This is a genomic window from Variovorax paradoxus (assembly GCA_016806145.1).
In the GTDB taxonomy this organism is placed as follows: Bacteria; Pseudomonadota; Gammaproteobacteria; order Burkholderiales; family Burkholderiaceae_C; genus Variovorax.
In genome coordinates, this window is the sequence record CP063166.1 from 1,077,297 (window position 1) to 1,101,435 (window position 24,139).

Here is a 24,139-nt window from a genome sequence, read left to right on the forward strand (position 1 = left end):
AAGGTTTCGCGAAGGACGCGAAAGGAACATCCTTTTTCTTTTTTGCGTCCTTCGCGAAACCTTCGCGTCCTCTGCGTTCGGCTGTCCGCGTTCAATACCCCAGCTTCCTGGGCAGCCACAGCGCGAGTTCGGGGAAGGCGATCACCAGCACCATCACCACGAACATCGAGAACAGCATCCAGCCGACCCAGCGCACGGTCTCCTCCATGCGCACCTTGGCGATGCGGCACGACACCATCAGGTTGACGGCCAGCGGCGGCGTGAACTGGCCGAGCGCGACCTTGAGCGTGAGGATCACGCCGAACCAGACCGGGTCCCACTTGTAGTACTGAACGATCGGCAGCAAGAGCGGCACGAAGATCAGGAAGATCGAGACACCGTCGAGGAACATGCCGACCGTGATGAGCAGCAGGATCAGCAGCGCGAGCACGCCGTATTCGCCCAGGCCCGAGTTGACGATGGCGCGCGTCACCGGATCGATCACGCCGAGCGTCGACAGCGAGTAGGCGAAGATGCCCGCGAGCGAGACCACCAGCAGGATCACCGCCGACAGTTCGCCCGATTCGCGCAGGATGACGAACAGGTCGCGGACCTTGATGGTGCGGTGGATGCACATGCCGACGAAGAGGCCGTAGAACACGGCGACCACGGCCGCCTCGGTGGGCGTGAACCAGCCCGCGCGCATGCCGCCGAGGATCAGCACCGGCGCCGCCAGGCCCCAGGTGGCTTCGCGGAAGCTCTTCCAGAACGGCGGGCGCGGCAGGGTGGATTCGAGCGCGCCCATCTTGTGCTTGCGCGCCAGCCACACGGCCGGAATCATCAGCGCCAGGCCGGCCAGCACGCCGGGCACCATGCCGGCGGCGAACAGCGCCGGCACCGAGGCGCCGGGCACCAGCACCGAGTAGACGATGAAGGCCACCGAGGGCGGGATCAGGATGTCGGTGGCCGCGGCGGCGCCGACCACGCTGGCCGAGTAGGCGGCCGGATAGCCGGCGCGCGACATCGCGGCGATCATCACCGCGCCCACCGCGGCGGCATTGGCCGGGCCCGAGCCCGAGATGCCGCCGAGGAACATCGCGACCGCGATCGCCACCAGCGGCAGCATGCCCGAGCCGCGGCCCACGATGGCGATGGCGAAGTTCACCAGCCGCAGCGCGACGCCCGAGCGGTCGAAGATCGAGCCGACCAGCACGAACATCGGAATGGCGAGCAGCGGGTACTTGCCGAGGCCGGCGTAGAAGTTCTGCGGCACCGCGAGCAGGCCGAACCACTGGGCGTCGGTGTTGGCGAGCGCGATGCAGGCCGCGCCGGCGAGGCCGAGCGCCGCGCCGATGGGCACGCCCACCAGCATCATCAGCAGGAAGGCGACGAACAGGAGCGTGGCGATCATTCGGCGGCGTCCTGCTGGTCGTTGTTCTTGTGCTTGCGGCCGCGCCGCACGAACAGCCCGATGGCGCGCAGCGCGATGGCCAGCGACACGATCGGCAGCCAGATCGAATACCACCAGGCCGGCACCCCGATGCCCGGCGAGGTCTCCTCGAAGCGGTAGTCGTCCCAGACCATGCGCACGCTGAGCGCGGCGATCAGGCCGAACAGCGCGGCGATCATCAGCGCGCCGAACTGCGCCAGCCGGCGGCGCCGGGCCATCGAGCCGCTCTCGGCGAAGTACTCGATGCGGATGTGGCGGTCGCGCGCGACCGCGGCCGAGCCGGCGACCAGCGCCAGCATGATCATCAGGAACACGGAGAACTCCTCGGTCCAGGCGAAGGAGGAGTCGGTGAAGTAGCGCACCAGGACGTTGGCGAAGGTGATGAGCGCGAGCGCGCCCATGATGAGCACGGTGAGCCAGTCCTCGATGCCCAGGGGCACCTTGGTGGGCTCGTCGGCGGCTTCGATGTCGGGGGGGAGGGGGCTGGCGGCGTCCAGCGTGGGGCCGGACTCAGGAGGAGTGGTCATCGGAGAAAACGGGCAGCTGGGGCAGGCGCCATGTCACCGGGCGGTCGCCGGGACGCGATCCGTACACCTCGACAGGGAAGCAGCCGTCGATTCTGGGGCGTCAATGTCCACTGATATATCGGGGGTTTCCTTAGCTGTTGCCTGGGCTTTGGGGGCGCTGGAAGGGGTAGGTTTTCTGCGTTTTGGCGGCTATGGGCGGTTGCCTGGGGCGTCCGGGGCGTGCACAGGACACCGGGTGCTTCCCTCCGCGAATGTCCCCCGGCCTTCGGCCTCCTCCTTGATTTCGCTGCGGGAAGCACCCGGTGCCCTGTGCATGGTGAGTGCGGGGGTGAGATTGGGATAACTGCTGCGGCGAATTGCAGTTAGAGATGCGTGGGCGCGTTCATGTCAAACGCGGTTATTGCTATCGCTAGGAATGGTCGAGGGAACGCCTCACGTGAACGTTGGTCACGTACCATTTCCAGCAGGAGAGAAGACTATGCACATAGAGACCATCTGGATTCGCAACTTTCGGCGCATCAAGGACACTCGCATCGATCTTGCACCCGACATATCGCTCTTTGTCGGCGCCAACAACAGTGGAAAGACTTCTGCCGCGCACGCCCTGCAGCTGTTCACCTCCGCGTCTAGAGATAGGTTCTCGCTTCACGACTTCAGCTCGGAATGCTGGGACGCCATCAATGCCTACGGTGAGGGCGCCGAGGGCAGCGAGCTTCCGACCATCTCCATCGATATCTGGTTCACCGTGAATCCGGCGGACCTGCACCGCGTAGTGGATCTCCTGCCCAGCCTCGCTTGGCAGGGCAACCAAGTAGGGATCCGTGTCGAGCTAGCCCCGACGGATCCGGTAGCGTTGAGGTCCGCGTTCCAGGAGGCTCGCACGAGGGCCCGGCGCGCACGCGTGCAGCAAGAGGCACCGGACGGCCAAGTTGCTCAGGTCGTGGCCGGATATGACCCGCAGCCGCGCACGCTCAGTGATTACCTAGCGGATGTCGCTGGCGACCGCGTCCGGCGGGACTTCGAGCTGCGCTACTACGTCCTCGACCGCGCTAAGTTCGACGATGTCCTGCAACCGGTCGAGGGGTATACCCCCCTGCGCTTGATGCCCGACAAGGGCCGCAGTGGCAAGGATGTTCTGACGAGCCTCGTTAAGGTGGACTTCCTCCATGCGCAGCGTCATCTGTCAGATGCCAATGGTGGAGCCCGGTCTGAGGACCTATCGCGCTGCCTAAGTCGCTTCTACGAGAGAAACCTCGAGAAACACGAAGAGGACCACGACGCCAGGCATGCGCTCGCACAGTCGGAGTCCTTGCTGAACGAGCATCTTGAGCGCGTCTTCGGCCCGACGCTCGAACGTTTGGCGCACCTCGGCTACCCAGGTGTCAACAATCCGCGCCTCCTGATCAAGACGGCCCTTAACCCGGCCACGATCCTCAGCAGCCATGAAGGTGCGCGTGTCCACTACGCGGTGGGAGCTGTGGGCGCGGAGTTGTCTGCGACCCTGCCGGACCGTTATAACGGCCTTGGCTTCAAGAACCTCATCTACATGGTCGTTGAGCTGCTGGATGTACACGCCAGATGGCTTGACATCGAGGAGAACCGACCGCCGTTGCATCTCATCTTCATCGAGGAGCCGGAAGCGCACTTGCATGCCCAGTTGCAGCAGGTGTTCATCCGCAAGGTCTTGGACATCTTGACGGTCCCCGATGGGGACGCGCCGTACTGCACTAGCCAACTCGTCGTTTCGACGCATTCGCCGCATGTACTGTTTGAACGCGGATTCCGGCCCATTCGTTATTTCCGTCGCACGGCGGACAGGGGCGTGCAGCGTTCCCAAGTGCTCAGCATGGCCAAGTTCTACGAGACGGCCAACGATCCGGCGGATCCCGCCGACCGCACCAGGGATTTTCTGGAGCGGTACTTGAGGCTCACGCACTGCGACATCTTCTTCGCCGACGCCGCCATCCTAGTGGAGGGGAACGTCGAGCGGCTGCTGATGCCGCAGATGATCGCCAAGGTTGCGCCGCGCTTGCAGTCCAATTACGTCAGCATTTTGGAGATCGGCGGGGCGTTCGGGCATCGCTTCAAGGGACTGATTGAGTTCCTCGGCTTAACTTCCCTGATCGTGACGGACATTGACAGTGTTTTGCCACCAGTCGCCGATGTGGCTGGTGACGAAGCGGTGCTGCACGACGAGGACGACGCCGACGCGGATCCGGATGCCGACGAAGATGCCGAGGAGGCGGCTGCGGCGCGGCGCGGGCGTCAGGCTTGCATGGTCCACGAGAACGGGGCACTCACGTCGAACCAGACGCTGGTCAAGTGGCTTCCCGCATGCAGCACCATTGCCGAGTTGCTGGCGGCCACACCAGAACAACGCACCCAAGCACGAGCAGCGCCGGGCGGCGCGCATGTGCGGGTTTCGTACCAGACGCAGGTGGACGTGAGTTGGCGCGGCATGACGGAGGTCAGAGTAGGTCGAACTCTGGAGGAGGCGTTCGCGCTGCAGAACCTCGCTTGGTGCCAGGATGTCGATCGCAAGGATCTTGGTCTACGCATCAAGGGCTGCAACAAGCTGGGCGTCGGGGAACTGGCCGAGAGCCTGTACCGCAAGGTCAAGAAGGCGAGCTTTCACAAGACCGACTTTGCGTTGGCGCTACTGGCACAGGATCCGGCAGCGTGGACGGTACCGCACTACATCCAAGACGGACTGCGCTGGCTTGAGGAACAGGTCGCTCCACCTCCGCCGGCCGCGGCACTCGTACAACTCCCGGACGTTGCAGTATGACGCGTCGCGTTGGACAACCAGATACTCAGGCAGACTTGGAACTGCGCGCGTGCCTCGATGAGCGGCCCCAGAGAAGCTTTGTCATGGTCGCTGGCGCGGGTTCTGGCAAGACGACTTCGCTGGTGAAGGCGCTGGCGCACATTGCGCAGACGCGGCGACGGGATCTTCACACTCGCGGACAGCGCATTGCTTGCATCACATACACCGAGATAGCGGTCAATGAGATCTGGGGTGATGTGGGGAACGATCCGCTGTTCCATGTTTCGACGATTCACAGCTTCCTGTGGACGGTAGTGCGTCCGTTCCAGATTAATCTGAAAGCCTGGGTGATCGCCCGGGTCCAGGAAAAGATTAACGAGGCTCAGGCGCACCATGACAGGCCGAGAACTCGCCAGGCAACACGCGAGCGTTTGGTGGCCGATATCGCCCGGTATCACCAGCAGCTCTTGGATCTAGAACAGCGGGCCCATTTCAGCTATGGAGCGGGCAGTGACTTGGGCAGGGGTGTCCTTGGTCATTCCGACGTCATCACCGCAGCGGTGGACCTGATCGACCAAAGTCAGTTGCTTCGCGATGTCGTCGCGAGCCGGTATCCGGTGGTGTTTATCGACGAAAGCCAAGACACCCGACCCGAGATCGTCGCGGCGTTCCGCAGCATCGCCGAGACCACGCCCGTGCAGTTTTGCCTGGGATTCTTCGGGGACCCGATGCAAAAAATCTACACGGATGGCGCCGGCGCTATCGAGGTGCCGGAGGGTTGGAGGCTCATCGCCAAGCCGGAGAACTTCAGGTGTCCGCAGCGGGTCCTGCGCGTCGTGAATGCGGTCCGCCATCCGGGGGATGGCTTGGTTCAGACGCGCGGTCGGATGGCTTGGGCCGACGACGTGCTGGTTCCGGTTGAAGGCTCGGCCAGAGTTTTCCTGCTTGCGGCCGACCAACTCCGGTCGGCAAAGCTCGGTAAGGTTCGTGAGTGGCTTAGACGCACCAACCAGGATGATCATTGGGTGAGTGAGGATCGCGCGGCCGATGTCCGGGTCTTGGTGGTTGTGCACCGCATGGCGGCAACACGGCTGGGTTTCCCGAACTTGTACTCAGCCTTGAACGACAACGCTCCTTCCAGTATCAAGGAGGGCCTCAAGGACGGAAGCTCTTGGCCGCTTCGGGTATTCCTGACGTACTTGGTTCCCTTGGCTATGGCAGTGGATGAGGACCGCGCGTTCGACGTAATGAGCCTGCTGCGTGGCCAGTGTCCGCTGTTGGCACCCGCACGACTGGGAGGCGAAGGCGCCAACGTGACTCTAGCCACGCTGCAGGCTTCCACCAACGAGCTCGCACGGCGCATGCGTTCAAACGATACATCGCTTCGGGACATACTCCTTTTCGCGGCCGAAGCTGAGATGCTGCAACTCGACGAAGCGTGGTCCAGGCATCTCGCGGCCGAAGGAGGAGAGGCTATAGACGGCGAAGATCCAGAGGCTGTGTCCGTGTCTGCGTTCCTGGACTGCCGCGTTGCCGAGTTGAAGGGCTACCGTCATTACCTGGAAGATCTATCCCCGTTCGCGACCCAGCAGGGTGTGAAAGGCGCTGAGTTCGAGCGCGTGGTGGTCCTGATTGACGACGAGGAGGGGCAAAATCAGCGGCAGTTTTCCTACGGAAAGTATTTCGGTATGGCTCCGTTGTCGGAAACGGACCAAGAGAACATCGCAGCTGGCGAAGACAACGTCATAGACCGCACCCGGCGCCTGTTCTATGTGTGCTGCTCACGCGCAACGCGCGATCTTGCAGTTGTCATGTTCGTGCCCGACGTTGCCGCCGCCCGTGCGCGGGTCGAGGCGGCCGGCATCTTTCCGCCAGAGGACATCATCGATGAGGGGACTCTGGAAGCGATGCTCGCATGAGGTAGGTTGAGCCGCCGGAGTGCCTAGAGAGGCTTGGGGCCATTTTCGTTCTACCCCGCAAACCTCAACCGAACCGAATTCCCTCATCTCGAAGGCTTTAGCCATCGTTCCCCAAAGGGCCTGTCCCTCAAGCGGGCCGCGAACCCCGCAGCCCGCAGACCAGCCCCTACCCGCCAGCCTCAAGCCCCCCATATCGCGTCATCTCGCTCATCTGATACAACTCCCCCGCCTCGCGCGCGAGTCCAGCCGCAAGCCAGAGCAGGTTGTCCAGTTGTCGAGGTCCGTCGCCGCTGCACCAATCGATGTCTTTCCCGTGGCAGACCCACAGAAGCGCTTCGAGCTGGGAGAGGGTGTTTTCGAGGAGATCCGCCGGGCCTTGGGCGTTGTCTCCGGAAGCTACCGGCGTGCGACGCCGGGCTATAGTCTTGGTAGCCATTTTTGTGCGTCCTTTCGAGGGTTGTGCACGAACTTGGTTAGACGGCTGGGGTGCTCGCTACATCCTGGCCGTCGCCTTTTGATACCTCGCATCTGCATCGCTGCTTTCGCACCGACAACCTGCCGCGAGGCAAGCAGCCTTCGAACATCTCAATACTGATTGGGTGTGTCGCGCCTTTCTTCTCCCCTAGTTGGGGTATCGAGTGAGAGGGGCATTCACTCTAGAGAAGAAGCCGGCAGGTTGCCGTGCCGTTCGGCACGAAGTCGAGGCAATCGCGACTAAATGCAGCTTCCGCGATGCGCTGCGCGCGAGCCGCTCGGGACCTGTGTCGTGTCGGCCCGCAGCGGCTCCAACGATCACGTCGATGGGGTGCCTTGCGCAGCGAAATCAAGGAGGAGGCCGCAGGCCGGGGGACATTCGCGGAGCAAGGTGCCCCGTCGGCGTGATCGCCCCCGGACGCGAACGAACAAAAAGACTCAGTCCATCCAGCCCCGAGCCCGGTCCAGATGCTCGCGGCACTCGCGCACCATGCGTTCCAGCAGTTCCGCGCAAGTCGGAATGTCGTCGATCAACCCGATGCACTGGCCAGCCGAGACCACGCCGTCCTGCACCGCGCCCGACTCCAGCGCCGCGCGGCCGCGCGCGCCAGCCACCAGCGGACGGATCTCCTCGAACTCGCAGCCGCCCGGACGGTTCTCCGTGGCCACCACTTCTTCGGAGATCGCGTTGCGGAACACGCGCGCGGTGTTGCGCATGGTGCGGAACATCAGCTTGGTGTCGCGCTCGCTCGCATCGACCAGCGCCTGCTTGATGTTGTCGTGGATCGGCGCTTCCTGGGTCACGCAGAAGCGCGTGCCCATGTTCACGCCCTCGGCGCCCAGCGCGAGCGCGGCCGCCATGCCGCGGCCGTCGGCGATGCCGCCCGAGGCGATGATGGGAATGCGCAGCTTGCGTGCCGCGATCGGCAGCAGGATCAGGCCCGGCACGTCGTCCTCGCCCGGATGGCCCGCGCACTCGAAGCCGTCGACCGACACGGCGTCGACGCCATTGCGTTCGGCCGACAGCGCATGGCGCACCGAGGTGCACTTGTGGACGATCTTCACGTCGTGGCGCTTGAGCGCCTCGATGAAGTCCTTCGGGCTGTTGCCCGCGGTCTCCACGATCTTCACGCCGCTGTCGATGATCGCCTGCACGTACTCGGCATAGGGCGGCGGCTTCACGGCCGGCAGGATGGTGAGGTTCACGCCGAAGGGCTTGTCGGTAAGCGCGCGGGTGCGCTCGACCTCGCGGCGCAGGTCGTCGGGCGTGGGCTGCGTGAGCGCGGTCACGATGCCCAGCCCGCCGGCGTTGGAGACGGCCGCGGCCAGTTCGGCGCGGCCCACCCACTGCATGCCGCCCTGCACGATCGGGTAGCGGATGCCGAGCAGCTCGGTGATGCGGGTCTTCATGCGGGCGCTTCCTCTTACAGCGTCTTCACCAGCTCGGGCACGGCCGTGAACAGGTCGGCCACGAGGCCGTAGTCGGCCACCGAGAAGATCGGCGCTTCCTCGTCCTTGTTGATCGCCACGATCACCTTGGAGTCCTTCATGCCGGCCAGATGCTGGATGGCACCCGAGATGCCCGCGGCGATGTACAGCTGCGGCGCGACGATCTTGCCGGTCTGGCCCACTTGCCAGTCGTTCGGCGCATAGCCCGCGTCGACGGCCGCGCGGCTGGCACCCAGGCCCGCGTTGAGCTTGTCGGCCAGCGGGGCCATCACTTCGGTGAACTTCTCGGCGCTGCCCAGGGCACGGCCACCCGAGACGATGATCTTGGCGGCCGTCAGTTCGGGGCGCTCGCTCTTCGTGACCTCGCGGCCCACGAAGCTGCTCTTGCCGCTGTCGGCCACGCCTTCGGCGGTCTCGACCGTTGCGCTGCCACCGGTGGCGGCCGCGGCGTCGAAGCCGGTGGTGCGAACGGTGATGACCTTGGTCGCATCGCTGCTCTGCACGGTGGCAATGGCGTTGCCGGCGTAGATCGGGCGCTCGAAGGTGTCGGGGCTGTCGACCTTGGTGATGTCGCTGATCTGCGCGACGTCGAGCTTGGCGGCCACGCGCGGCGCGACGTTCTTGCCGTTGGCGGTCGAGGGGAACAGGATGTGGGTGTAGTTGCTGGCGATCGCGAGGACTTGCGCCGCGACGTTCTCGGCCAGGTTCTCGGCGAGGCTTGGGCTGTCGGCGGCGATGACCTTGGTGACACCGGCGATCTGGGCGGCGGCCTTGGCGGCTTCGGCCGCGTTGGCAACGGCCACGAGCACGTGGACGTCGCCACCGCAGGCGAGCGCGGCGGTCACGGTGTTGAGGGTGGCCGGCTTGATGCTGGCGTGGTCGTGTTCGGCAATGACGAGTGCGGTCATGTTCGTTGTCTTCCTCAGATCACTTTGGCTTCGTTCTTCAGCTTGTCCACCAGGGTCGCCACATCGGGCACCTTGATGCCGGCACCGCGCTTCGGCGGTTCCGAGACCTTCAGGGTCTTCAGGCGCGGCTTGACGTCCACGCCGAGGTCCTCGGGCTTGAAGGTGTCGAGCTGCTTCTTCTTGGCCTTCATGATGTTGGGCAGCGTGACGTAGCGCGGCTCGTTGAGGCGCAGGTCGGTCGTGATGACGGCCGGCAGCGTGAGCGAGACGGTCTCGAGGCCGCCGTCGACTTCACGCGTCACGTTGGCCTTGTCGCCGGCGACTTCGACCTTCGAGGCGAAGGTGGCTTGAGGCAGGTCGGCCAGCGCGGCCAGCATCTGGCCGGTCTGGTTGGCATCGTCGTCGATGGCCTGCTTGCCGAGGATGATCAGCTGCGGCTGTTCCTTGTCGACCAGCGCCTTGAGCAGCTTGGCGACGGCCAGCGGCTGCAGCTCTTCCGAGGTCTCGACCAGGATGCCGCGGTCGGCACCGATGGCCATCGCGGTGCGCAGGGTTTCCTGCGACTTGGCATCGCCGCACGAGACGGCGATGACCTCGGTCACCACGCCCTTCTCCTTCAACCGCACGGCCTCTTCGACGGCGATCTCGTCGAAGGGGTTCATGCTCATCTTGACGTTGGCGATGTCCACGCCCGTGCCGTCGCTCTTGACGCGCACCTTCACGTTGTAGTCGAGGACCCGTTTGACGGGCACGAGAATCTTCATGGCTGGTCCTTCAATGAAAACGGAGGGGGTTCACTCGAGCTTCGCGCCCGACTGCTTGATGAGGCGCTCCCAGATCGGCCGCTCGGCCTTCCAGGCGGCGGCGAAGTGTTCGGGCGAGCTGTCCTTGAGCTCGAAGCCCATGGCCGCGATGCGCTCGCGCACGTCGGGCTGCTGCGAGGCCTTGCGCACTTCCTCGGCGATGCGGTCCACGATGGGCTTGGGCGTCTTGGCGGGCACGGCGAAGGCAAGCCAGCCGGTCACGCGGTAGGCCTCGTCCTTCAAGCCCTGCTCGGCCATCGTCGGCACGGTGGGCAGCGCGGCCATGCGGCGTTCGCCGCTCACGCCGATGGCCCGCACCTTGCCCGCGTCGATGTGCGGCTTGGCGACCAGCGCGCTCGCATAGGCCATCTGGATCTGGCCGCCGATCAGGTCCTGCATCATCGGCGCCTCGCCCTTGTAGGCGACGTGGTTCATGTCGGCCTGCTGCGTGAGGCTCATGTGCGCGCCCGCCAGGTGCGGGTAGGCGCCCACGCCGTACGAGCCATAGGCGACCTTGCCCTTGTTCGCGGCCACGTACTTCAGCAGTTCGGGCGCGGTCTTGGCCGGCACGCTGGGATGCACCACCAGCACCAGCGGCCCCATCGCCACCTGGTAGACCAGCGTGAGGTCGCGCTGCGTGTCGTAGGGCAGCTTCTCGTAGAGGAACTCGTTGGTCAGGAGCGAATTGCTCAGCGAGAAGACGATGGTGTAGCCATCGGGCGCTGCCTTGGCGACCATGTCGGTGCCGATGATGCCGGCCGCGCCGGGCTTGTTGTCGATCACCACGGGCTGGCCGAGGCCGGCCGCCATCTTCTGGCCCAGCACGCGCGCGAGCACGTCGGTGGCGCCGCCGGCCTGGAAGGGCACGACCATGCGGATCGGCTTGTTCGGATAAGGCGCCTGGGCCTGGGCCGGCGCATGAGCCAGCGCGAGCAGCGCGGCGGCGCCTGCGGTGGTGGCGCGCAGCAGCGCGCGACGGGTCGGGTGTCGGGTGATGGTCATGGTGTCCCTGATGGTTCTTGGGGTCGGAGAAACGAAAGGCGGCGGGCCGTGCGCTGCGGCCCGCCGTGCGGCGGCTTCAGGCCGTCGCCACGCGGGTCTTGAAAGGCAGCGGCTCGAGCGCCTTGCGCAGCCGCTCGGCGAGCGCCGCGGCCTGCGCGCCGGCGGCGGCGGGGTCGATCGTCACGCGCACCAGGCTCTCGCCCTCGTGCGTCACGCTCGGGCGCGCGGCCTCGGGCAGGCGGAGTTCGGCACACAGCTCGGCCACGGTGGCGGCCACCACGCGGCTCGCGGCCATGGCGCGCAGCTCGGGCTTGTAGATCTTGCCGACGTTGGTCATCGGCAGCGCATCGACCAGCGCCACCCACTTGGGCTTGGCGGGAGCCTCGTCGACGCGCGCGGCGGTGAAGGCCAGCAGCTCGTCTTCGGTGGCGGCGCCGCCGGGCACCAGCGTCGCGAACACCACGGGCAGTTCGCCCGCGTAGGCATCGGGCGCGCCGACCGCGGCGCAGACCTGCACCGCCGGGTGGGCGCTCAGTGCGTCCTCGATCACCTTGGGATCGATGTTGTGGCCGCTTCGGATGATCAGGTCCTTCGAGCGGCCCGTGAGGTTGAGCCGCTCCTCGCTGTCGATCCAGCCCAGGTCGCCGGTCGCGAGCCAGCCGTCGCCCGTGAAGGCCTTGGCGTTGTCGGCCGGATCGACGAAGCCCGAGAACACGTTGGGCGACTTGAACAGCACCATGCCGGTCTCGCCGCGCGCCACTTCGCGATCGCTCGCGTTGCCGTGCTCGTCGAGCGCCACCACGCGCATCTGCATGTAGGGCAGCCGAAAGCCGACGCAGCCCGCGGGGCCGTCGACGCCGGGCGGCGTGATGGTCGAGATGCCGGCCATCTCGGTCATGCCCAGGCTCTCGTGCACGTGCAGGCCGAACAGGCGCTCGAAGCGCGCGGCGAGTTCGGGCGAGAGCACGGCCGCGCCGGTGCGGCAGTAGGTGATCGAGGAGATGTCGGCGCCGTCGAGCGGCACGTTGGCCAGCGCGGCCAGCACCGTGGGCACGGCCGACAGCGAGGTCGGGCGGTACTTCGCGACCAGCTTCCAGTAGTTGGCCAGCACCTGCTTGTTGCGCAGCAGCGAGGGCGTGGGAATCACCACCTCCACGCCGGCCGAGAGCGAGGCCAGCGAGGCCGGCAGCACGCCCGCGACGTGGAACAGCGGATAGCCGTTGATCGAGATGCCGTGCTCGTTCATGCCCGCGACCTGCACGCTGGCCCAGGCGGTGAACACCTGCGCGCCATGGCTGTGGCGCGCGAGCTTGGGCGCGCCGGTGGTGCCGCCGGTGTGAAAGTAGGCGGCGATGTCGCTCGAGGCGATGTCGCGGCCGCTCACGAGGCGGTCATCGGGTTGCGCGGTGCGCAGCGCTTCGAAGTCGGCCACGCCCTCGGGCAGCGCGCCGGCCGCGCCCGGTGCCTCGTCGTGCGGCGCCACGCGCAGCAGGGTGGTCAGGCCCGGCACCTGGCCGCGCAGCCGCAGCGCCTTCGACCACATGCCCGACTCGGCGTCCGAGCCGTAGGCGATCAGCACCTTGGCGCGGGCCGCGGTCATCAGCGCGACCAGCTTCTCGTCGGTGAGCAGCGGATTGAGCGGCTGCACGATGCCGGCCGCCTCGCCGCCCCAGAGCGCGAGGTGGTATTCGAGGCAGCCCGGCAGCAGCACCGCCACCGCGTCGTTCGGGCCCACGCCCAGGCCATGCAGCAGGTTCGCGGTCTGGTGGATGCGCGCGAGCAGCTCGGCATACGACCAGCGGATCGGCGCATCGTCCGGGTTGCCGGTGCGCAGGAAGGTCAGCGCCGTCTTGTCGCCGAAGGCATGGCCCGCGTTGCGGAAGATCTCGTAGGTGCTGCGCACCGTGAGCGCCTGCGCCAGCGGGGTCTGCTCGAGCGCGTGGATGTCGGCGAGGCTGCGCACGGGGCGCGCGGGCCGGAACGGCGCGCCCACGGGCGTCGCGTAGTCGTTGTCGTGCCGTACGTTCCTGTCGGTCATGGCCTGTCTCCTTGTTCCCTTGAAATCGTCGCCGTGTCGGCCCGGCTGTTTTACTGGTTCGTGATGTGGTTGTCGCGGATGACCTTGCCCCAGCGCTCGAAGTCCTGGCGCATGCGCTCGGCGGTCTGGTCGGCGGTGCGGTAGGCGGCGAACGAGCCCACGCCCTGCAGCTTCTCCTGCACTTCCTTGTCGGCCAGCGCCTTCTTGAGTTCGGCGCTCATGCGCTCGACCACGTCCTTGGGCGTGCCGGCCGGTGCCAGCAGGCCGCCCCACGAGGTGGCGTCGAAGCCCGGGAAGCCCTGCTCGGCCACCGTCTTCACGTCGGGCAAGAGGCTCACGCGCTGGCCCGAGCCGACCGCGATGGCGCGCAGCTTGCCCGCGCGGATGTGCGGGATCACGGCCACCAGGTCCGAGAACATCGCGGGCACCTGGCCGCCGATCAGGTCGGTCACGGCCGGCGCGCTGCCGCGGTAGGGCACGTGCTGCATCTCGAACTTGCCGATGTTCTTGAGCTGCTCGGTCGTCAGGTGGCCGAAGCTGCCGGCACCCGCGGTCGTGTAGTTGAGCTTGCCGTTCTCGGCCTTGGCCTTGGCGATCAGGCCCTGCAGGCCGGTCACCTCGGGCAGCGCCTTGGGATTGACCACCAGCACGATCGGCAGGTCGTAGACGCTGCCCACGGGCGTGAAGTTCTTGAAGATGTCGTAGCCGGTCGGGCCGTAGAGGTGCGAGGCCAGCAGCGTGGGCGTGGCCAGCATCACGAAGGTGTAGCCGTCGGCCGGCGCGCGCGCGGCGGCGGCCGCGCCCACGGTGCCCGAGGCGCCGCTGCGGTTGTCGATCACGATGTTCTGGCCGAGCGCGGCCGACATCTTCTGCGCCACGATGCGTGAGGCCACGTCGGTGGGGCCGCCGGGCGGGAAGGGCACGATCAGCGTGATCGGCTTGGCCGGCCAGGCCTGCGCGAAGGCGGCACCGGCGGCGAGGGGAAGGGCGAGCGCGAGGAGTGCACGGCGAAGAGGACTGCGGAGGGTACGGAGAGAGAGGGAGGCCATGACTTCTGCTTCAGGGGAACAAGGAGGCGCCGTCAGACGACGCCGCTGCTTTTCAGCGCTGCCAGCTTTTCATCCGACAGGCCGAGCAAGGACTGGAGCACGTCGTGCGTGCCTTCGCCCAGGGTGGGCGGCGCGCTGCGCACCGGCAGGCGCTCGCCATCGAAACGGTAGGGGGGAGCGAGCACGTCGACCGTGCCCGCGACCGGATGCGGCTGGCGCGTGACCAGGCCGGCGTCGGTGGCGCGCTTCGATTGCAGCGCCTCGAGCAGGCCCAGCACCTCGCCGCAGGGGATGCCGGCGGCGCTCAGTTTGTCGAGCAGCGCGGCGCGCGGGCGCTTCGCGAGTTCGGCATGCAGTTGCGGCAACAGCACCGCGCGGTTGGCCGAGCGCAGGATGTTGGTCTTGAAGCGCTCGTCGGCCGCGAGGTCGGGCCGCTCGATCACCTCGGAGCAGAAGCGCGCGAACTGCGCGTTGTTGCCCACGGTGATGACCAGCGGGCCGTCGGCCGCATCGAACACGCCGTAGGGCACGATCGAGGGATGCGAGTTGCCGTAGCGCGGCGGGTCCTCGCCCAGCAGCAGCGCCTCGAGGCCGTAGTAGGCGGTGATCATCAGGCCGCAGTCGAAGAGGGCCATCTCCACGTGCCGGCCGCGGCCGGTCTTCTCGCGCTGGTAGAGCGCGGCGAGGATGGCCTGCGCCGAGTACATGCCGGTGAACAGGTCGACGGCCGCCACGCCGAACTTCAGCGGCGGCTGGCTGGCCTCGCCGTTGAGCGCCATCAGGCCGGCCTCGCCCTGCACCACGAGGTCGTAGCCGGGGCGCGCGGCCTCGGGGCCGGTGCGGTCGTAGCCCGAGATCGAGCAGTAGATGAGGCCAGGGTGTTCCTGGCTCAGCTGCTCGTAGCCCAGGCCCAGCTTGTCGATGCCGCCGAACTTGAAGTTCTGGATCAGCACGTCGCACTGCTTCGCGAGATCGCGCGCGAGCTGCTGGCCCTCGGGCGTCTGCAGGTCGAGCGTGACCGAGCGCTTGTTGCGATTGACGCTGTTGAAGTAGGCGGTCTCGGTCTTGCCGACGCGCAGGCCCCAGTCGCGCGTGTCGTCGCCGCGGCCCGGGTGCTCGACCTTGATGACCTCGGCGCCCATGTCGGCCAGCACCATGCCGCACCAGGGGCCGGCGAGGATGCGGGAGAGGTCGAGGACGCGCACGCCGGCGAGCGGCAGCGAGGAATTCAGCGAGGGCATGGTGGCTCCAGGAAGACGTGGCACCGGATGGGTTCCGGGGAAGGGGACCTAGACAGATTCAGGTAGATCCAGATCCGTTCACGCTGAGCTTGTCGAAGCGCTGTGCAAGGCTTCGACAGGCTCAGCCCGAACGGTTTGGGGTTTGACTCGGTTACGCGGTTGGACCCGGAGCCGTTCACGCTGAGCTTGTCGAAGCGCCGCGCGAGGCTTCGATCCTTCAGGACTTGTCCTGCCGCCGCAGCGCGGCGAAGTCGGCCTTGCGCTTGCCGAGGAAGGCTCCGATGCCTTCGGCGGCCTCGGCATCGGCCTGCGACTCCACCATGTAGACGGCCTCGGCCTCGAGTTGTTCCTCGAGCGTGGCGCGGTGCGCCTGGCGGCACAGCGACTTGATGCGCGCGCTCGCGCGCTGCGGGCCGTTCGCGACCTTGGCCGCGAGCGCGATCGCCTCGGCCAGTGCCGCGCCCTTGTCGGTCAGGCGGTTGACCGCGCCCAGCGCATGCAGGCGCTCGGCCGGCAGGCGGTCGCCGGTCAGGCACAGCTCGGTCAGCAGCTGGCGCGAGACGAACTCGGACAGGAAGGCGGTGGCGCCGCCATCGGGCGTGAGGCCGACCTTGACGTAGGCCACGGTGTAGAAGGCATCGCGCGCCGACACGAGCATGTCGCAGGCCAGCGCCATCGACAGGCCCGCGCCCGCGGCCCCGCCCTCGACGGCCGCGATCACGGGCTTGCCGCAGTCGCGCAGCGCGCGGATCAGGTTGTGCAGGCCCTCGAGCTTCTCGCGGCGTTCCGAGGCGGGCAGCTCGCGGCGCTTGGCCAGCAGGTTGAGGTCGCCGCCCGAGCAGAAGAAATCGCCGGCGCCGGTGAAGACGATGGCGCCGACCTCGGGGTCGTCCTGCGCATCGGCCAGCGCGGCCGCGAGCTCGGCATACAGCGTGGGCGTGATCGCGTTGCGCGCGCCGGGGTTGCTGTTGGTGAGGATGCGCACGGCACCCTCCTGCGAGATCAGCACGGTCTTGTCGCTGCTCATGCCGCCACCTCCTTGCCGAGCGAGATGTAGCGCTGCAGGTGATGGTCCTCGTCGCCGAGCTGGTGGTCGATCATCACGAGGCGCTTGGCGTAGTGGGGCAGCGGCAGCTCCCAGGTCATGCCGATGCCGCCGTGCATCTGGATGCTTTCCTCCGCCACCAGCGCGCCGATGCGGCCGATGCTGAACTTGGCGGCCGACAGCGCGCGCTCGCGCGCGAGGCGGTCGCCGCCGTCGATGGCGGCCGCGGCATTGATGACGGCCGAGCGCGCCTGTTCGATCTCGAGCAGCAGGTCGGCCATGCGGTGCTGCAGCGCCTGGAAGCTGCCGATCAGCGTGCCGAACTGCTTGCGCGTGCGCAGGTAGTCGAGCGTGGCGGTCTTGGCCGCTTCCATCGCGCCCACGGCCTCGGCGCACAGCGCGAGCACGCCGCGGCCGATGGCACGCTCGAGCGTCGCGGCGCCCTGGCCCTCGGCGCCCAGCAGTGCGTCGGCGCTCAGCTTCAGGCCGTCGAACGAGAGTTCGGCGACACGGCCGCCGTCGATCGACGGGCAGCCGCGCACCGTGAGGCCTGCCGTCTTGGCGGGCACGAGGAACAGCGAGATGCCGGCTTCGTCGTCCACGTTGCCCGAGGTGCGGGCCGAGACCAGGAACAGGTCGGCCTGCTCGCCTTGCGGCACCACCGCCTTGGCGCCGTTGAGCACCCAGCCGTCGCCGCTGCGCTCGGCCTTGGTCTGCACACGCGTGCGTTCGTAATGCGTGTCGGCCTCGTCGTGCGCGAAGGCCGCGACGGTCACGCCGTTGATGATGTCGACCAGCTTCTCCTTCTGCGCATCCGTGCCGGCCGCGCCGAGCGCCTCGCCGACCATCACCGCGCCCAGCAGCGGCTCGACCACGAGGCCGCGGCCCAGGGCCTCGAAGACCACGGCGATGTCGAAGCCGCCGCCGCCGAAGCCGCCATCGGCCTCGCTGAACAGCGCGCCGATCACGCCGAGCTCGGCGAACTGCTGGAAGATCTCCTTGCTGAAGCCGTGCGCCGACTTCGCGATGCGGTCGCGCGCATCGAAGGCGTACTGCTCGCTGATGAAGCGGTTCAGGCTGTCGGCGAGCATGCGCCGGTCTTCGCTGTGTTCGAAGTTCATTGCATCTCTCCTTACAGGCCCAGGATCATCTTGCTGATGATGTTCTTCTGGATCTCGTTCGAGCCGCCGAAGATCGACAGCTTGCGGTTGTTGAAGTAGCGCGAGGCGGCGGCCGAGGCGTAGGCCGGGCCGAAGGTCTCGCCGGTGAAGCCGTCCTTCAGCGCCTCGGCGATGAAGGGGCGGCCATGCACGCCCATCGCGCGGCGCGCCAGCGACGAGATCTCCTGGCGAATCTCGGTGCCGCGGATCTTGAGCATCGAGCTCTCGGCGCCCGGCACCCCGCCGCCGGCCACCGCCGCGATCACGCGCAGGTTGGTGGTCTTCATGTTCTCGAGGTCGATCTCCACGCGCGCCATGCGCGCCGCGAAGGCCGGGTCTTCCGACAGCGGCTTGCCGTTCTTCGTCTGCGTGGCGGCGATGCCCTTGAGCTGCTCGAGCGCGGCCACCGAGAAGCCCACGCCCGCGATGTTGGTGCGCTCGTAGGTCAGCAGGTATTTGGCGCAGGTCCAGCCCTTGTTCTCCTCGCCCACGAGGTTCTCGGCCGGCACGCGCACGTCGGCGAAGAACACCTCGTTGACCTCGTGCTCGCCGTCGAGCGTGATGATCGGGCGCACTTCGACGCCCGGCGACTTCATGTCGATCAGCAGGAAGCTGATGCCTTCCTGCTTCTTCGCCTCGCGGTTGGTGCGCACCAGGCAGAAGATCATGTTGGCGTGCTGGCCCAGCGTGGTCCAGGTCTTCTGGCCGTTCACGATGTAGTGGTCGCCCTGGGCGTCGATGCCGCGCACGGCCGAGGTCTTCACGGCCGCGAGGTCGGAGCCCGCGCCGGGTTCCGAATAGCCCTGGCACCACCAGTCGGCGCCGTTGAGGATGCGCGGCAGCCAGTGACGCTTCTGCGTCTCGTTGCCGTACTTGATCAGCACCGGCCCGAGCATGTTCACGCCGAAGGGCACGATGCGCGGCGCGAAGGCCAGGGCGCATTCGTTCTCGAAGATGAACTTCTCCACCGCCGTCCAGCCCGGGCCGCCGTATTGCTCGGGCCAGTGGTTGGCGAGCCAGCCGCGCGCATCGAGGATGGCATGCCATTCCTCCATGTCGGCCTTCTCGAGGATCTTGCCGCCGCGCACCTTGTCCGACAGCCGCGCGGGCAGCTTGTCGGCCAGGAAGGCGCGCACCTCGCCGCGGAAGGCTTCTTCTTCGGGGGTGAAGTTCAGGTCCATCGCGCGCTCCTCAATAAATTTCGAACAGGCCGGCGGCGCCCATGCCGCCGGCGATGCACATCGTGACCACGGCGTACTTCGCGCCGCGGCGCTTGCCTTCGATCAGCACATGGCCCGCGAGGCGCGCGCCGGTCATGCCGAAGGGATGGCCGATCGAGATCGCGCCGCCGTTGACGTTGAGGCGTTCCGAGGGAATGCCCAGCCGGTCCTGGCAGTAGATCGACTGCGAGGCGAAGGCTTCGTTGAGTTCCCACAGGTCGATGTCCTCGACCTTGAGGCCGTGGCGCGCGAGCAGCTTGGGCACGGCGAACACCGGGCCGATGCCCATCTCGTCGGGCTCGCAGCCCGCGACCGCGAGCCCGCGGAAGGCGCCCAGGGGTTTGATGTTGGCGCGTTCGGCGTCCTTGGCTTCCATCAGCACGCAGGCCGAGGCGCCATCGGAGAGCTGCGAGGCATTGCCCGCGGTGATGAACTTGTCGTCGCCCATCACGGGCTTGAGCTTGGCCAGCGCCTCGTAGGTGGTGCCGCGGCGGTTGCAGTTGTCCTCGGTGGCCGTGACCTCGCGGTGCGTGACCTCCTTGGTCTCCTTGTCGGTCACCGCCATGGTGGTGGTGCAGGCGACGATCTCGTCCTTGTAGCGGCCGGCGAGCTGCGCTTCCTCGGTGCGGCGCTGGCTCTCGGCCGAGAAGCGGTCCTGCGCCTCGCGGCTGATGTTGTAGCGCTGGGCCACGATGTCGGCGGTCTCGATCATGGCCATGTAGAGCGCGGGCTTGTGCTCGACGATCCAGGGGTCCATGCCGTTGTCGCCGCTGTCGGTGGCGCTGCGGCTGCGGATCTGCGAGATGCTTTCCACGCCGCCCGCGATCATGGCCGGCGCGCCGTCCACCACGATGCGGCCCGCGGCCATCGCGATCGCCTGCAGGCCCGAGGCGCAGAAGCGGTTGACGGTGGTGCCGGCGATCGAGATCGGCAGGCCCGCGCGCACGATGGCCTGGCGCGCGATGTTGCGGCCCGTGGTGCCCTCGGGATAGCCGCAGCCGAGGATGGCGTCCTCGATCAGCGCCGGGTCGAGGCCCGAGCGCTCGACCGCGGCCTTGACCGCGAAGGCCGCCAGCGTGGGGCCGGGGGTGATGTTGAATTCGCCGCGGTGCGCCTTGGTGAGCGGGGTGCGGGCGGTGGAAACGATGACGGCTTCACGCATGGGAATGTCTCCTGGAGGCTGGCTCTGTGATTACTCGGATTGGTTGAGGCTCGCGAAGTCGGCGCCGCGCTCGACCAGCTGCACCAGCAGCGGCGACGGCTTCCAGAAGATCGGGTCTTCCTTCGCGAACTCCTGGATGTCGGCCAGCACCTTGGGCAGGCCCACCATGTCGGCGTACTTCATCGGGCCGCCGCGGTGGCGCGGGAAGCCGTAGCCGTAGAGGAAGGTCACGTCGACGTCGAGCGGGCGCAGCGCGATGCGCTGCAGCACGACGTTGGCGCCCTCGTTGATCATCGCGGCCATATAGCGGCGCATGATTTCCTCCTCGGTGAAGGCGCGTGGCTTGACGCCCGCACGTTCGCGCTCGGCGTCGATGATCGTCAGCACCTCGGGGTCGGGCTGGCCGGTGCGCGCGCCTTCGGGATAGAGGTAGTAGCCGCGCTGCGTCTTCTGGCCGAACCAGCCGCGCTCGCAGATGCGGTCGGCCACCTGCACGTAGCGCGCCTGCGGGTCGCGCGTGGCGGCCTTGCGCTTGCGCGTGGCCCAGCCGATGTCGCCGCCCGCGAGGTCCGAGACCTGGAACGGGCCCATCGGGTAGCCGAAGTTGCGCACGGCGGCGTCGATCTCGTAGGGCGAGGCGCCGTCCTCCATCATGTGGTCGGCGGCCTGGCGGTACACGGCCAGGATGCGGTTGCCGATGAAGCCGTCGCACACGCCCGCGCGCACCGGCACCTTCTTGAGCTTCTTCGCGAGCTCGAAGCCGGTGGCGACCACGTCGGCGCGCACCTTGGCGGGCACCACGATCTCGAGCAGCTTCATGATGTTGGCCGGCGAGAAGAAGTGCAGGCCCACCACGTCCTGCGGCCGCGAGATGCTGGCGGCGATCTCGTCGATGTCGAGGTACGAGGTGTTGGTGGCCAGCACCGCGCCCTGCTTGCAGACGCGGTCGAGCTCGGCGAACACGGCCTTCTTCACGCCCATGTCCTCGAACACGGCCTCGACCACGATGTCAACGTCGGCGAGCGCGTCGTACGAGGTGGAGCCCGAGAAGCGCGCCATCACGGCGGCCTTGGCCTCGGGCGTGATGCGGCCCTTGGCGATCAGGCCGTCGTAGACCTTCTCGACGTTGGCGCGGCCGCGCGCGAGCTGGGTGTCGTCGCGCTCGATCATGGTCACGGGCAGGCCGGCGTCGAGCATCGCCACCGCGATGCCCGCGCCCATGGTGCCGCCGCCGACGATGCCGGCCGACGCCAGCGGCCGCGGGCTGGCGGAGCGGGTCTCGGGCGCCTTCAGCACTTCGCGCTCGGCGAAGAAGGCGTGGATCAGGCCCGCGCGCTGCGGGCTGTCGATGCACTGCAGGAACAGCTTGCGCTCGAGCGCCATGCCTTCGTCGAAGGGCAGTGTGAGGGCGCCCTCGATCGCCTCGACGATCTTCATCGGCGAGAACAGGCCGCGGCTCTTCTTGGCGGTGTCGGCGCGCGCGGCCTCGAGGGCGGCGCGGCTGGCTTCCTGGTCGGCCAGCGCGCCGGCCTCGCGCGTGCGGCGCACCGGGGCGTTGGCGGCGATCAGTTCCCTGGCATAGGCCAGGCCTTCGGCGCGCGCGTCGGCGTCGCTGCCGAGGCGGTCGACCAGGCCCAGCGACAGCGCTTCCTTCGCGAGCGCGTGGCGGCCGCTGAGCATCAGCTCGATCGCGGGCTTCACGCCGATCAGGCGCGGCGTGCGCTGCGTGCCGCCCGAGCCGGGCAGCAGGCCCAGCGCGACTTCGGGCAGGCCCAGCTTGGCGGTGGGCGAGGCCAGGCGGTAGTGGGCCGACAGCGCCACCTCGAGGCCGCCGCCGAGCGCGGCGCCATGGATGGCGGCGATCACGGGCTTGCTGCAGTTCTCGATCTTCAGGCAGGCCTCGGGCAGCGAGGGCGGCTGCGGCGCCTTGCCGAACTCGCGGATGTCGGCGCCGGCGATGAAGTTGCGGCCCGCGCCCACGATGAGCACGGCCTTGGCCGCGGCGTCGGCCTCGGCCGCGTCGATGGCGGCCACGAGGCCGCGGCGCACGTCCACGCCCAGGGCGTTGACGGGCGGGTTGTCGATGGTCACGACGAAGACGTCGCCCTGGCGCTCGAAGGCGACGGGACCGGAGGACGTGGAGGGGCTGGAGGTCGGGGTGGCCATGTGCGTGTCGCTTGTCTCGGTGACGCGCCGGAGCGGCGCGAGGCTCTGGGGGTGAACCCCGCATTCTTTGCACCGCTGCCGGTTTTGACAATTGCATAGCCGGTTGACAGACTGTCAAAGGATTTTTGACAAAATCCCGGCCATGGACCTCCAATCGCTGACCCTGCTGGTCGAAATCATCGATGCCGGCAACCTGAGCGCGGCCGCGCGCCGGCTCAAGATGACCCGGGCCAACGTCAGCTACCACCTGAACCAGCTCGAGCGCTCGGTCGGCGCGCAGCTGGTGCGGCGCACCACCCGGCGCGCCGAGCCGACCGAGATCGGTCTGCGCCTGTACCAGCACGGCGTCGCGATCCAGGGCGAGCTGCGTGCGGCGCGCGAATCGGTCACCACGCTGGGCGAGGGGCTGCAGGGCCAGGTGCGGCTGAGCGTGCCCAGCGGCTACGGGCAGCTGGTCATGGCCGACTGGCTGATCGACTTCAAGCGCCGCTACCCGGGCATCGTGCTCGACGTGGTGTTCGAGAACCGCATCGAGGACCTGCTGCGCGACGAGGTCGACATCGCGATCCGCGTGATCCCCGAGCCGCCGCAGAACCTGGTGGCGCGCGCGATGGGCCCGGTGCGCTACGTGGCCTGCGCCTCGCGCGACTACGCGGCGCGGCATCCGCTGCCCGAGCAGCTCGACGGGCTGCATGGCGCGCCGGTGGTCACGGCGGCGGTCATCGGGCGGCAGCTGCGGGTGTCGGCCTACCAGGGCGAGATCCGGCGCGAGGTGGTGCTCGAGCCGACCCTGATCTCGGAGAACTTCCTGTTCCTGCGCCAGGCCATCCTCGCGGGCCTGGGCATCGGCCTGGTGCCCGACTACGTGGTGGCCGAGGACGTGCGCCGCGGCGAGGTGCTGACCACGCTCGACGACTGGCGGCTGTCGATCTTCGGCACCCAGATGTTCATGCTCTACATGCCGAACCGCCAGCACACGCGCGCGATCCGCACCTTCATCGACTACACGCTGGAGCGCGTGCGCGAGGTCAGCCCCGGATCGTGACGTGCGAGTGGAAGCGGTCCGACGGACCGCGCAGGCGCTGGAACTCGAAGGGCCGGTCGGCCTCGTCGTGGCCGATGCGCAGCACGTCGACCAGCGCCGAGGCCATCGGCACGCCGAGCAGCGCGGCCAGCGGCGCGTCGGCCAGCGTGGCGCGCGTGAGCATCTCGATGCGGCCGTAGCGGATGCCCTGGCCCTGCAGCAGCTCGGTCAGCGACAGCCGCGAGAAATCGGCCCGCACGAAGCGCCGGCCCACGTCCTCGATGAGGTGGACGATGCTGTGCAGGATCGGCAGCCGCCCGGTGCTGCGCAGCCGCACCACCTGGAGCACCGGCGTGCCTTCCTCGAGCCGCAGCGCGGTGGCCACGTCGGCGGGCGCGGGCACGAAGCCGAACTCCTTGACCGACGGCTTGCTGCGCGAGCGGCGCTCGGCCATGGTCGCGAGGAACGACTCCATCGGCATCGGCAGCGGCGCCGAGCGCAACGGCGCCGACACGTAGGTGCCGCGGCCGCGCTGGCGCTTGAGCAGGCCGCGCTCCTCCAGCGACTGCAGCGCGCGCCGCACCGTGACGCGCGAGACGCCGTACTTCTCGCGCAGCTCCTCCTCGGTGGGGAGCTGGTCGCCGTCGCGCAGCCGCCCGCTGGCGACCATGTCCTCGATCAGGGTCGAGATCTGGTGATGCAGTGCCACGCCGGGCTGCCTGTTGAGGTCCATGGGCAAATCTTAGCGGTCGATGA

The 24,139-nt window shown here is 67.8% G+C and carries 19 protein-coding genes; 3 read left to right on the forward strand and 16 right to left on the reverse strand.

Annotation, left to right across the window (positions count from 1 at the left end):
• Positions 1-91: 91 nt before the first annotated feature.
• Together INQ48_04985 and INQ48_04990 are read right to left on the reverse strand one after the other, a co-directional pair.
• Entirely contained in the window at positions 92-1,390 is a 1,299-nt protein-coding gene (locus INQ48_04985) for a TRAP transporter large permease (GenBank protein ID QRF58608.1), read from the reverse strand.
• The gene (locus INQ48_04990) at positions 1,387-1,956 is read right to left on the reverse strand and encodes a TRAP transporter small permease (protein ID QRF58609.1); all 570 of its coding nucleotides are present in this window, start codon (positions 1,954-1,956) and stop codon (positions 1,387-1,389) included. The genes INQ48_04985 and INQ48_04990 overlap by 4 nt, the downstream gene beginning before the upstream one ends.
• 478 nt (positions 1,957-2,434) lie before the next feature.
• Here INQ48_04990 and INQ48_04995 point away from each other — a divergent pair, with 478 nt between their 5' ends.
• Together INQ48_04995 and INQ48_05000 are read left to right on the forward strand one after the other, a co-directional pair.
• Positions 2,435-4,744: an ATP-dependent endonuclease gene (locus INQ48_04995; protein QRF58610.1), complete on the forward strand. Its 2,310-nt coding sequence runs from the start codon at positions 2,435-2,437 to the stop codon at positions 4,742-4,744.
• Positions 4,741-6,642, forward strand: a complete 1,902-nt coding sequence (locus INQ48_05000) for an ATP-dependent helicase (protein QRF58611.1) — start codon at positions 4,741-4,743, stop codon at positions 6,640-6,642. The genes INQ48_04995 and INQ48_05000 overlap by 4 nt, the downstream gene beginning before the upstream one ends.
• Before the next feature lie 166 nt (positions 6,643-6,808).
• Here INQ48_05000 and INQ48_05005 read toward each other — a convergent pair whose 3' ends face one another.
• From INQ48_05005 to INQ48_05065, 13 genes are all read right to left on the reverse strand, one after another.
• Complete coding sequence (locus INQ48_05005; GenBank protein ID QRF58612.1) at positions 6,809-7,078, reverse strand: hypothetical protein; 270 nt, start codon at positions 7,076-7,078, stop codon at positions 6,809-6,811.
• Positions 7,079-7,554: 476 nt separating this feature from the next.
• A complete protein-coding gene (locus INQ48_05010; GenBank protein ID QRF58613.1) occupies positions 7,555-8,526 on the reverse strand; it encodes a nitronate monooxygenase in 972 nt (323 codons plus the stop codon).
• Positions 8,527-8,540: 14 nt separating this feature from the next.
• Positions 8,541-9,473, reverse strand: coding sequence for an electron transfer flavoprotein subunit alpha/FixB family protein (locus INQ48_05015; protein QRF58614.1), 933 nt, complete (start codon positions 9,471-9,473; stop codon positions 8,541-8,543).
• Between the two features lie 14 nt (positions 9,474-9,487).
• The gene (locus INQ48_05020; GenBank protein ID QRF58615.1) at positions 9,488-10,237 is read right to left on the reverse strand and encodes an electron transfer flavoprotein subunit beta/FixA family protein; all 750 of its coding nucleotides are present in this window, start codon (positions 10,235-10,237) and stop codon (positions 9,488-9,490) included.
• A 30-nt stretch (positions 10,238-10,267) separates the two neighbouring features.
• Positions 10,268-11,278, reverse strand: coding sequence for a tripartite tricarboxylate transporter substrate binding protein (locus INQ48_05025; GenBank protein QRF58616.1), 1,011 nt, complete (start codon positions 11,276-11,278; stop codon positions 10,268-10,270).
• A gap of 76 nt (positions 11,279-11,354) precedes the next feature.
• On the reverse strand, positions 11,355-13,316 hold the full coding sequence (locus INQ48_05030; protein QRF58617.1) for an acyl-CoA synthetase: 1,962 nt from the start codon (positions 13,314-13,316) through the stop codon (positions 11,355-11,357).
• A gap of 50 nt (positions 13,317-13,366) precedes the next feature.
• Positions 13,367-14,365: a tripartite tricarboxylate transporter substrate binding protein gene (locus INQ48_05035; protein ID QRF58618.1), complete on the reverse strand. Its 999-nt coding sequence runs from the start codon at positions 14,363-14,365 to the stop codon at positions 13,367-13,369.
• A gap of 32 nt (positions 14,366-14,397) precedes the next feature.
• On the reverse strand, positions 14,398-15,606 hold the full coding sequence (locus INQ48_05040) for a CoA transferase (GenBank protein QRF58619.1): 1,209 nt from the start codon (positions 15,604-15,606) through the stop codon (positions 14,398-14,400).
• 217 nt (positions 15,607-15,823) lie between these two features.
• Positions 15,824-16,633, reverse strand: a complete 810-nt coding sequence (locus tag INQ48_05045; GenBank protein QRF58620.1) for an enoyl-CoA hydratase/isomerase family protein — start codon at positions 16,631-16,633, stop codon at positions 15,824-15,826.
• Positions 16,630-17,772 (reverse strand): acyl-CoA dehydrogenase family protein, encoded by a 1,143-nt coding sequence (locus tag INQ48_05050; GenBank protein ID QRF58621.1) that lies wholly within the window; start codon positions 17,770-17,772, stop codon positions 16,630-16,632. Before INQ48_05050 ends, INQ48_05045 begins: the two co-directional genes overlap by 4 nt.
• Positions 17,773-17,783: 11 nt before the next feature.
• On the reverse strand, positions 17,784-18,992 hold the full coding sequence (locus tag INQ48_05055; protein ID QRF58622.1) for an acyl-CoA dehydrogenase family protein: 1,209 nt from the start codon (positions 18,990-18,992) through the stop codon (positions 17,784-17,786).
• A 10-nt stretch (positions 18,993-19,002) separates the two neighbouring features.
• Positions 19,003-20,193, reverse strand: coding sequence for an acetyl-CoA C-acyltransferase (locus INQ48_05060; GenBank protein QRF58623.1), 1,191 nt, complete (start codon positions 20,191-20,193; stop codon positions 19,003-19,005).
• 30 nt (positions 20,194-20,223) lie between these two features.
• A complete protein-coding gene (locus INQ48_05065) occupies positions 20,224-22,359 on the reverse strand; it encodes an enoyl-CoA hydratase/isomerase family protein (protein QRF58624.1) in 2,136 nt (711 codons plus the stop codon).
• A 142-nt stretch (positions 22,360-22,501) separates the two neighbouring features.
• On the opposite strand from INQ48_05065, the gene INQ48_05070 reads away from it, so the two are divergent.
• On the forward strand, positions 22,502-23,404 hold the full coding sequence (locus tag INQ48_05070) for a LysR family transcriptional regulator (GenBank protein QRF58625.1): 903 nt from the start codon (positions 22,502-22,504) through the stop codon (positions 23,402-23,404).
• Here the strand turns inward: INQ48_05070 and INQ48_05075 are convergent.
• Complete coding sequence (locus tag INQ48_05075) at positions 23,388-24,116, reverse strand: GntR family transcriptional regulator (protein QRF58626.1); 729 nt, start codon at positions 24,114-24,116, stop codon at positions 23,388-23,390. The genes INQ48_05070 and INQ48_05075 overlap by 17 nt on opposite strands.
• Between the last annotated feature and the right edge of the window lie 23 nt (positions 24,117-24,139).

What these genes read in the sequence shown, in the direction of transcription:
- INQ48_04985 (QRF58608.1), bottom strand. Translation starts at nt 1,390, where the DNA reads ATGATCGCCACGCTCCTGTTCGTCGCCTTCCTGCTGATGATGCTGGTG.
- INQ48_04990 (QRF58609.1), bottom strand. Translation starts at nt 1,956, where the DNA reads ATGACCACTCCTCCTGAGTCCGGCCCCACGCTGGACGCCGCCAGCCCC.
- INQ48_04995 (QRF58610.1), top strand. Translation starts at nt 2,435, where the DNA reads ATGCACATAGAGACCATCTGGATTCGCAACTTTCGGCGCATCAAGGAC.
- INQ48_05000 (QRF58611.1), top strand. Translation starts at nt 4,741, where the DNA reads ATGACGCGTCGCGTTGGACAACCAGATACTCAGGCAGACTTGGAACTG.
- INQ48_05005 (QRF58612.1), bottom strand. Translation starts at nt 7,078, where the DNA reads ATGGCTACCAAGACTATAGCCCGGCGTCGCACGCCGGTAGCTTCCGGA.
- INQ48_05010 (QRF58613.1), bottom strand. Translation starts at nt 8,526, where the DNA reads ATGAAGACCCGCATCACCGAGCTGCTCGGCATCCGCTACCCGATCGTG.
- INQ48_05015 (QRF58614.1), bottom strand. Translation starts at nt 9,473, where the DNA reads ATGACCGCACTCGTCATTGCCGAACACGACCACGCCAGCATCAAGCCG.
- INQ48_05020 (QRF58615.1), bottom strand. Translation starts at nt 10,237, where the DNA reads ATGAAGATTCTCGTGCCCGTCAAACGGGTCCTCGACTACAACGTGAAG.
- INQ48_05025 (QRF58616.1), bottom strand. Translation starts at nt 11,278, where the DNA reads ATGACCATCACCCGACACCCGACCCGTCGCGCGCTGCTGCGCGCCACC.
- INQ48_05030 (QRF58617.1), bottom strand. Translation starts at nt 13,316, where the DNA reads ATGACCGACAGGAACGTACGGCACGACAACGACTACGCGACGCCCGTG.
- INQ48_05035 (QRF58618.1), bottom strand. Translation starts at nt 14,365, where the DNA reads ATGGCCTCCCTCTCTCTCCGTACCCTCCGCAGTCCTCTTCGCCGTGCA.
- INQ48_05040 (QRF58619.1), bottom strand. Translation starts at nt 15,606, where the DNA reads ATGCCCTCGCTGAATTCCTCGCTGCCGCTCGCCGGCGTGCGCGTCCTC.
- INQ48_05045 (QRF58620.1), bottom strand. Translation starts at nt 16,633, where the DNA reads ATGAGCAGCGACAAGACCGTGCTGATCTCGCAGGAGGGTGCCGTGCGC.
- INQ48_05050 (QRF58621.1), bottom strand. Translation starts at nt 17,772, where the DNA reads ATGAACTTCGAACACAGCGAAGACCGGCGCATGCTCGCCGACAGCCTG.
- INQ48_05055 (QRF58622.1), bottom strand. Translation starts at nt 18,992, where the DNA reads ATGGACCTGAACTTCACCCCCGAAGAAGAAGCCTTCCGCGGCGAGGTG.
- INQ48_05060 (QRF58623.1), bottom strand. Translation starts at nt 20,193, where the DNA reads ATGCGTGAAGCCGTCATCGTTTCCACCGCCCGCACCCCGCTCACCAAG.
- INQ48_05065 (QRF58624.1), bottom strand. Translation starts at nt 22,359, where the DNA reads ATGGCCACCCCGACCTCCAGCCCCTCCACGTCCTCCGGTCCCGTCGCC.
- INQ48_05070 (QRF58625.1), top strand. Translation starts at nt 22,502, where the DNA reads ATGGACCTCCAATCGCTGACCCTGCTGGTCGAAATCATCGATGCCGGC.
- INQ48_05075 (QRF58626.1), bottom strand. Translation starts at nt 24,116, where the DNA reads ATGGACCTCAACAGGCAGCCCGGCGTGGCACTGCATCACCAGATCTCG.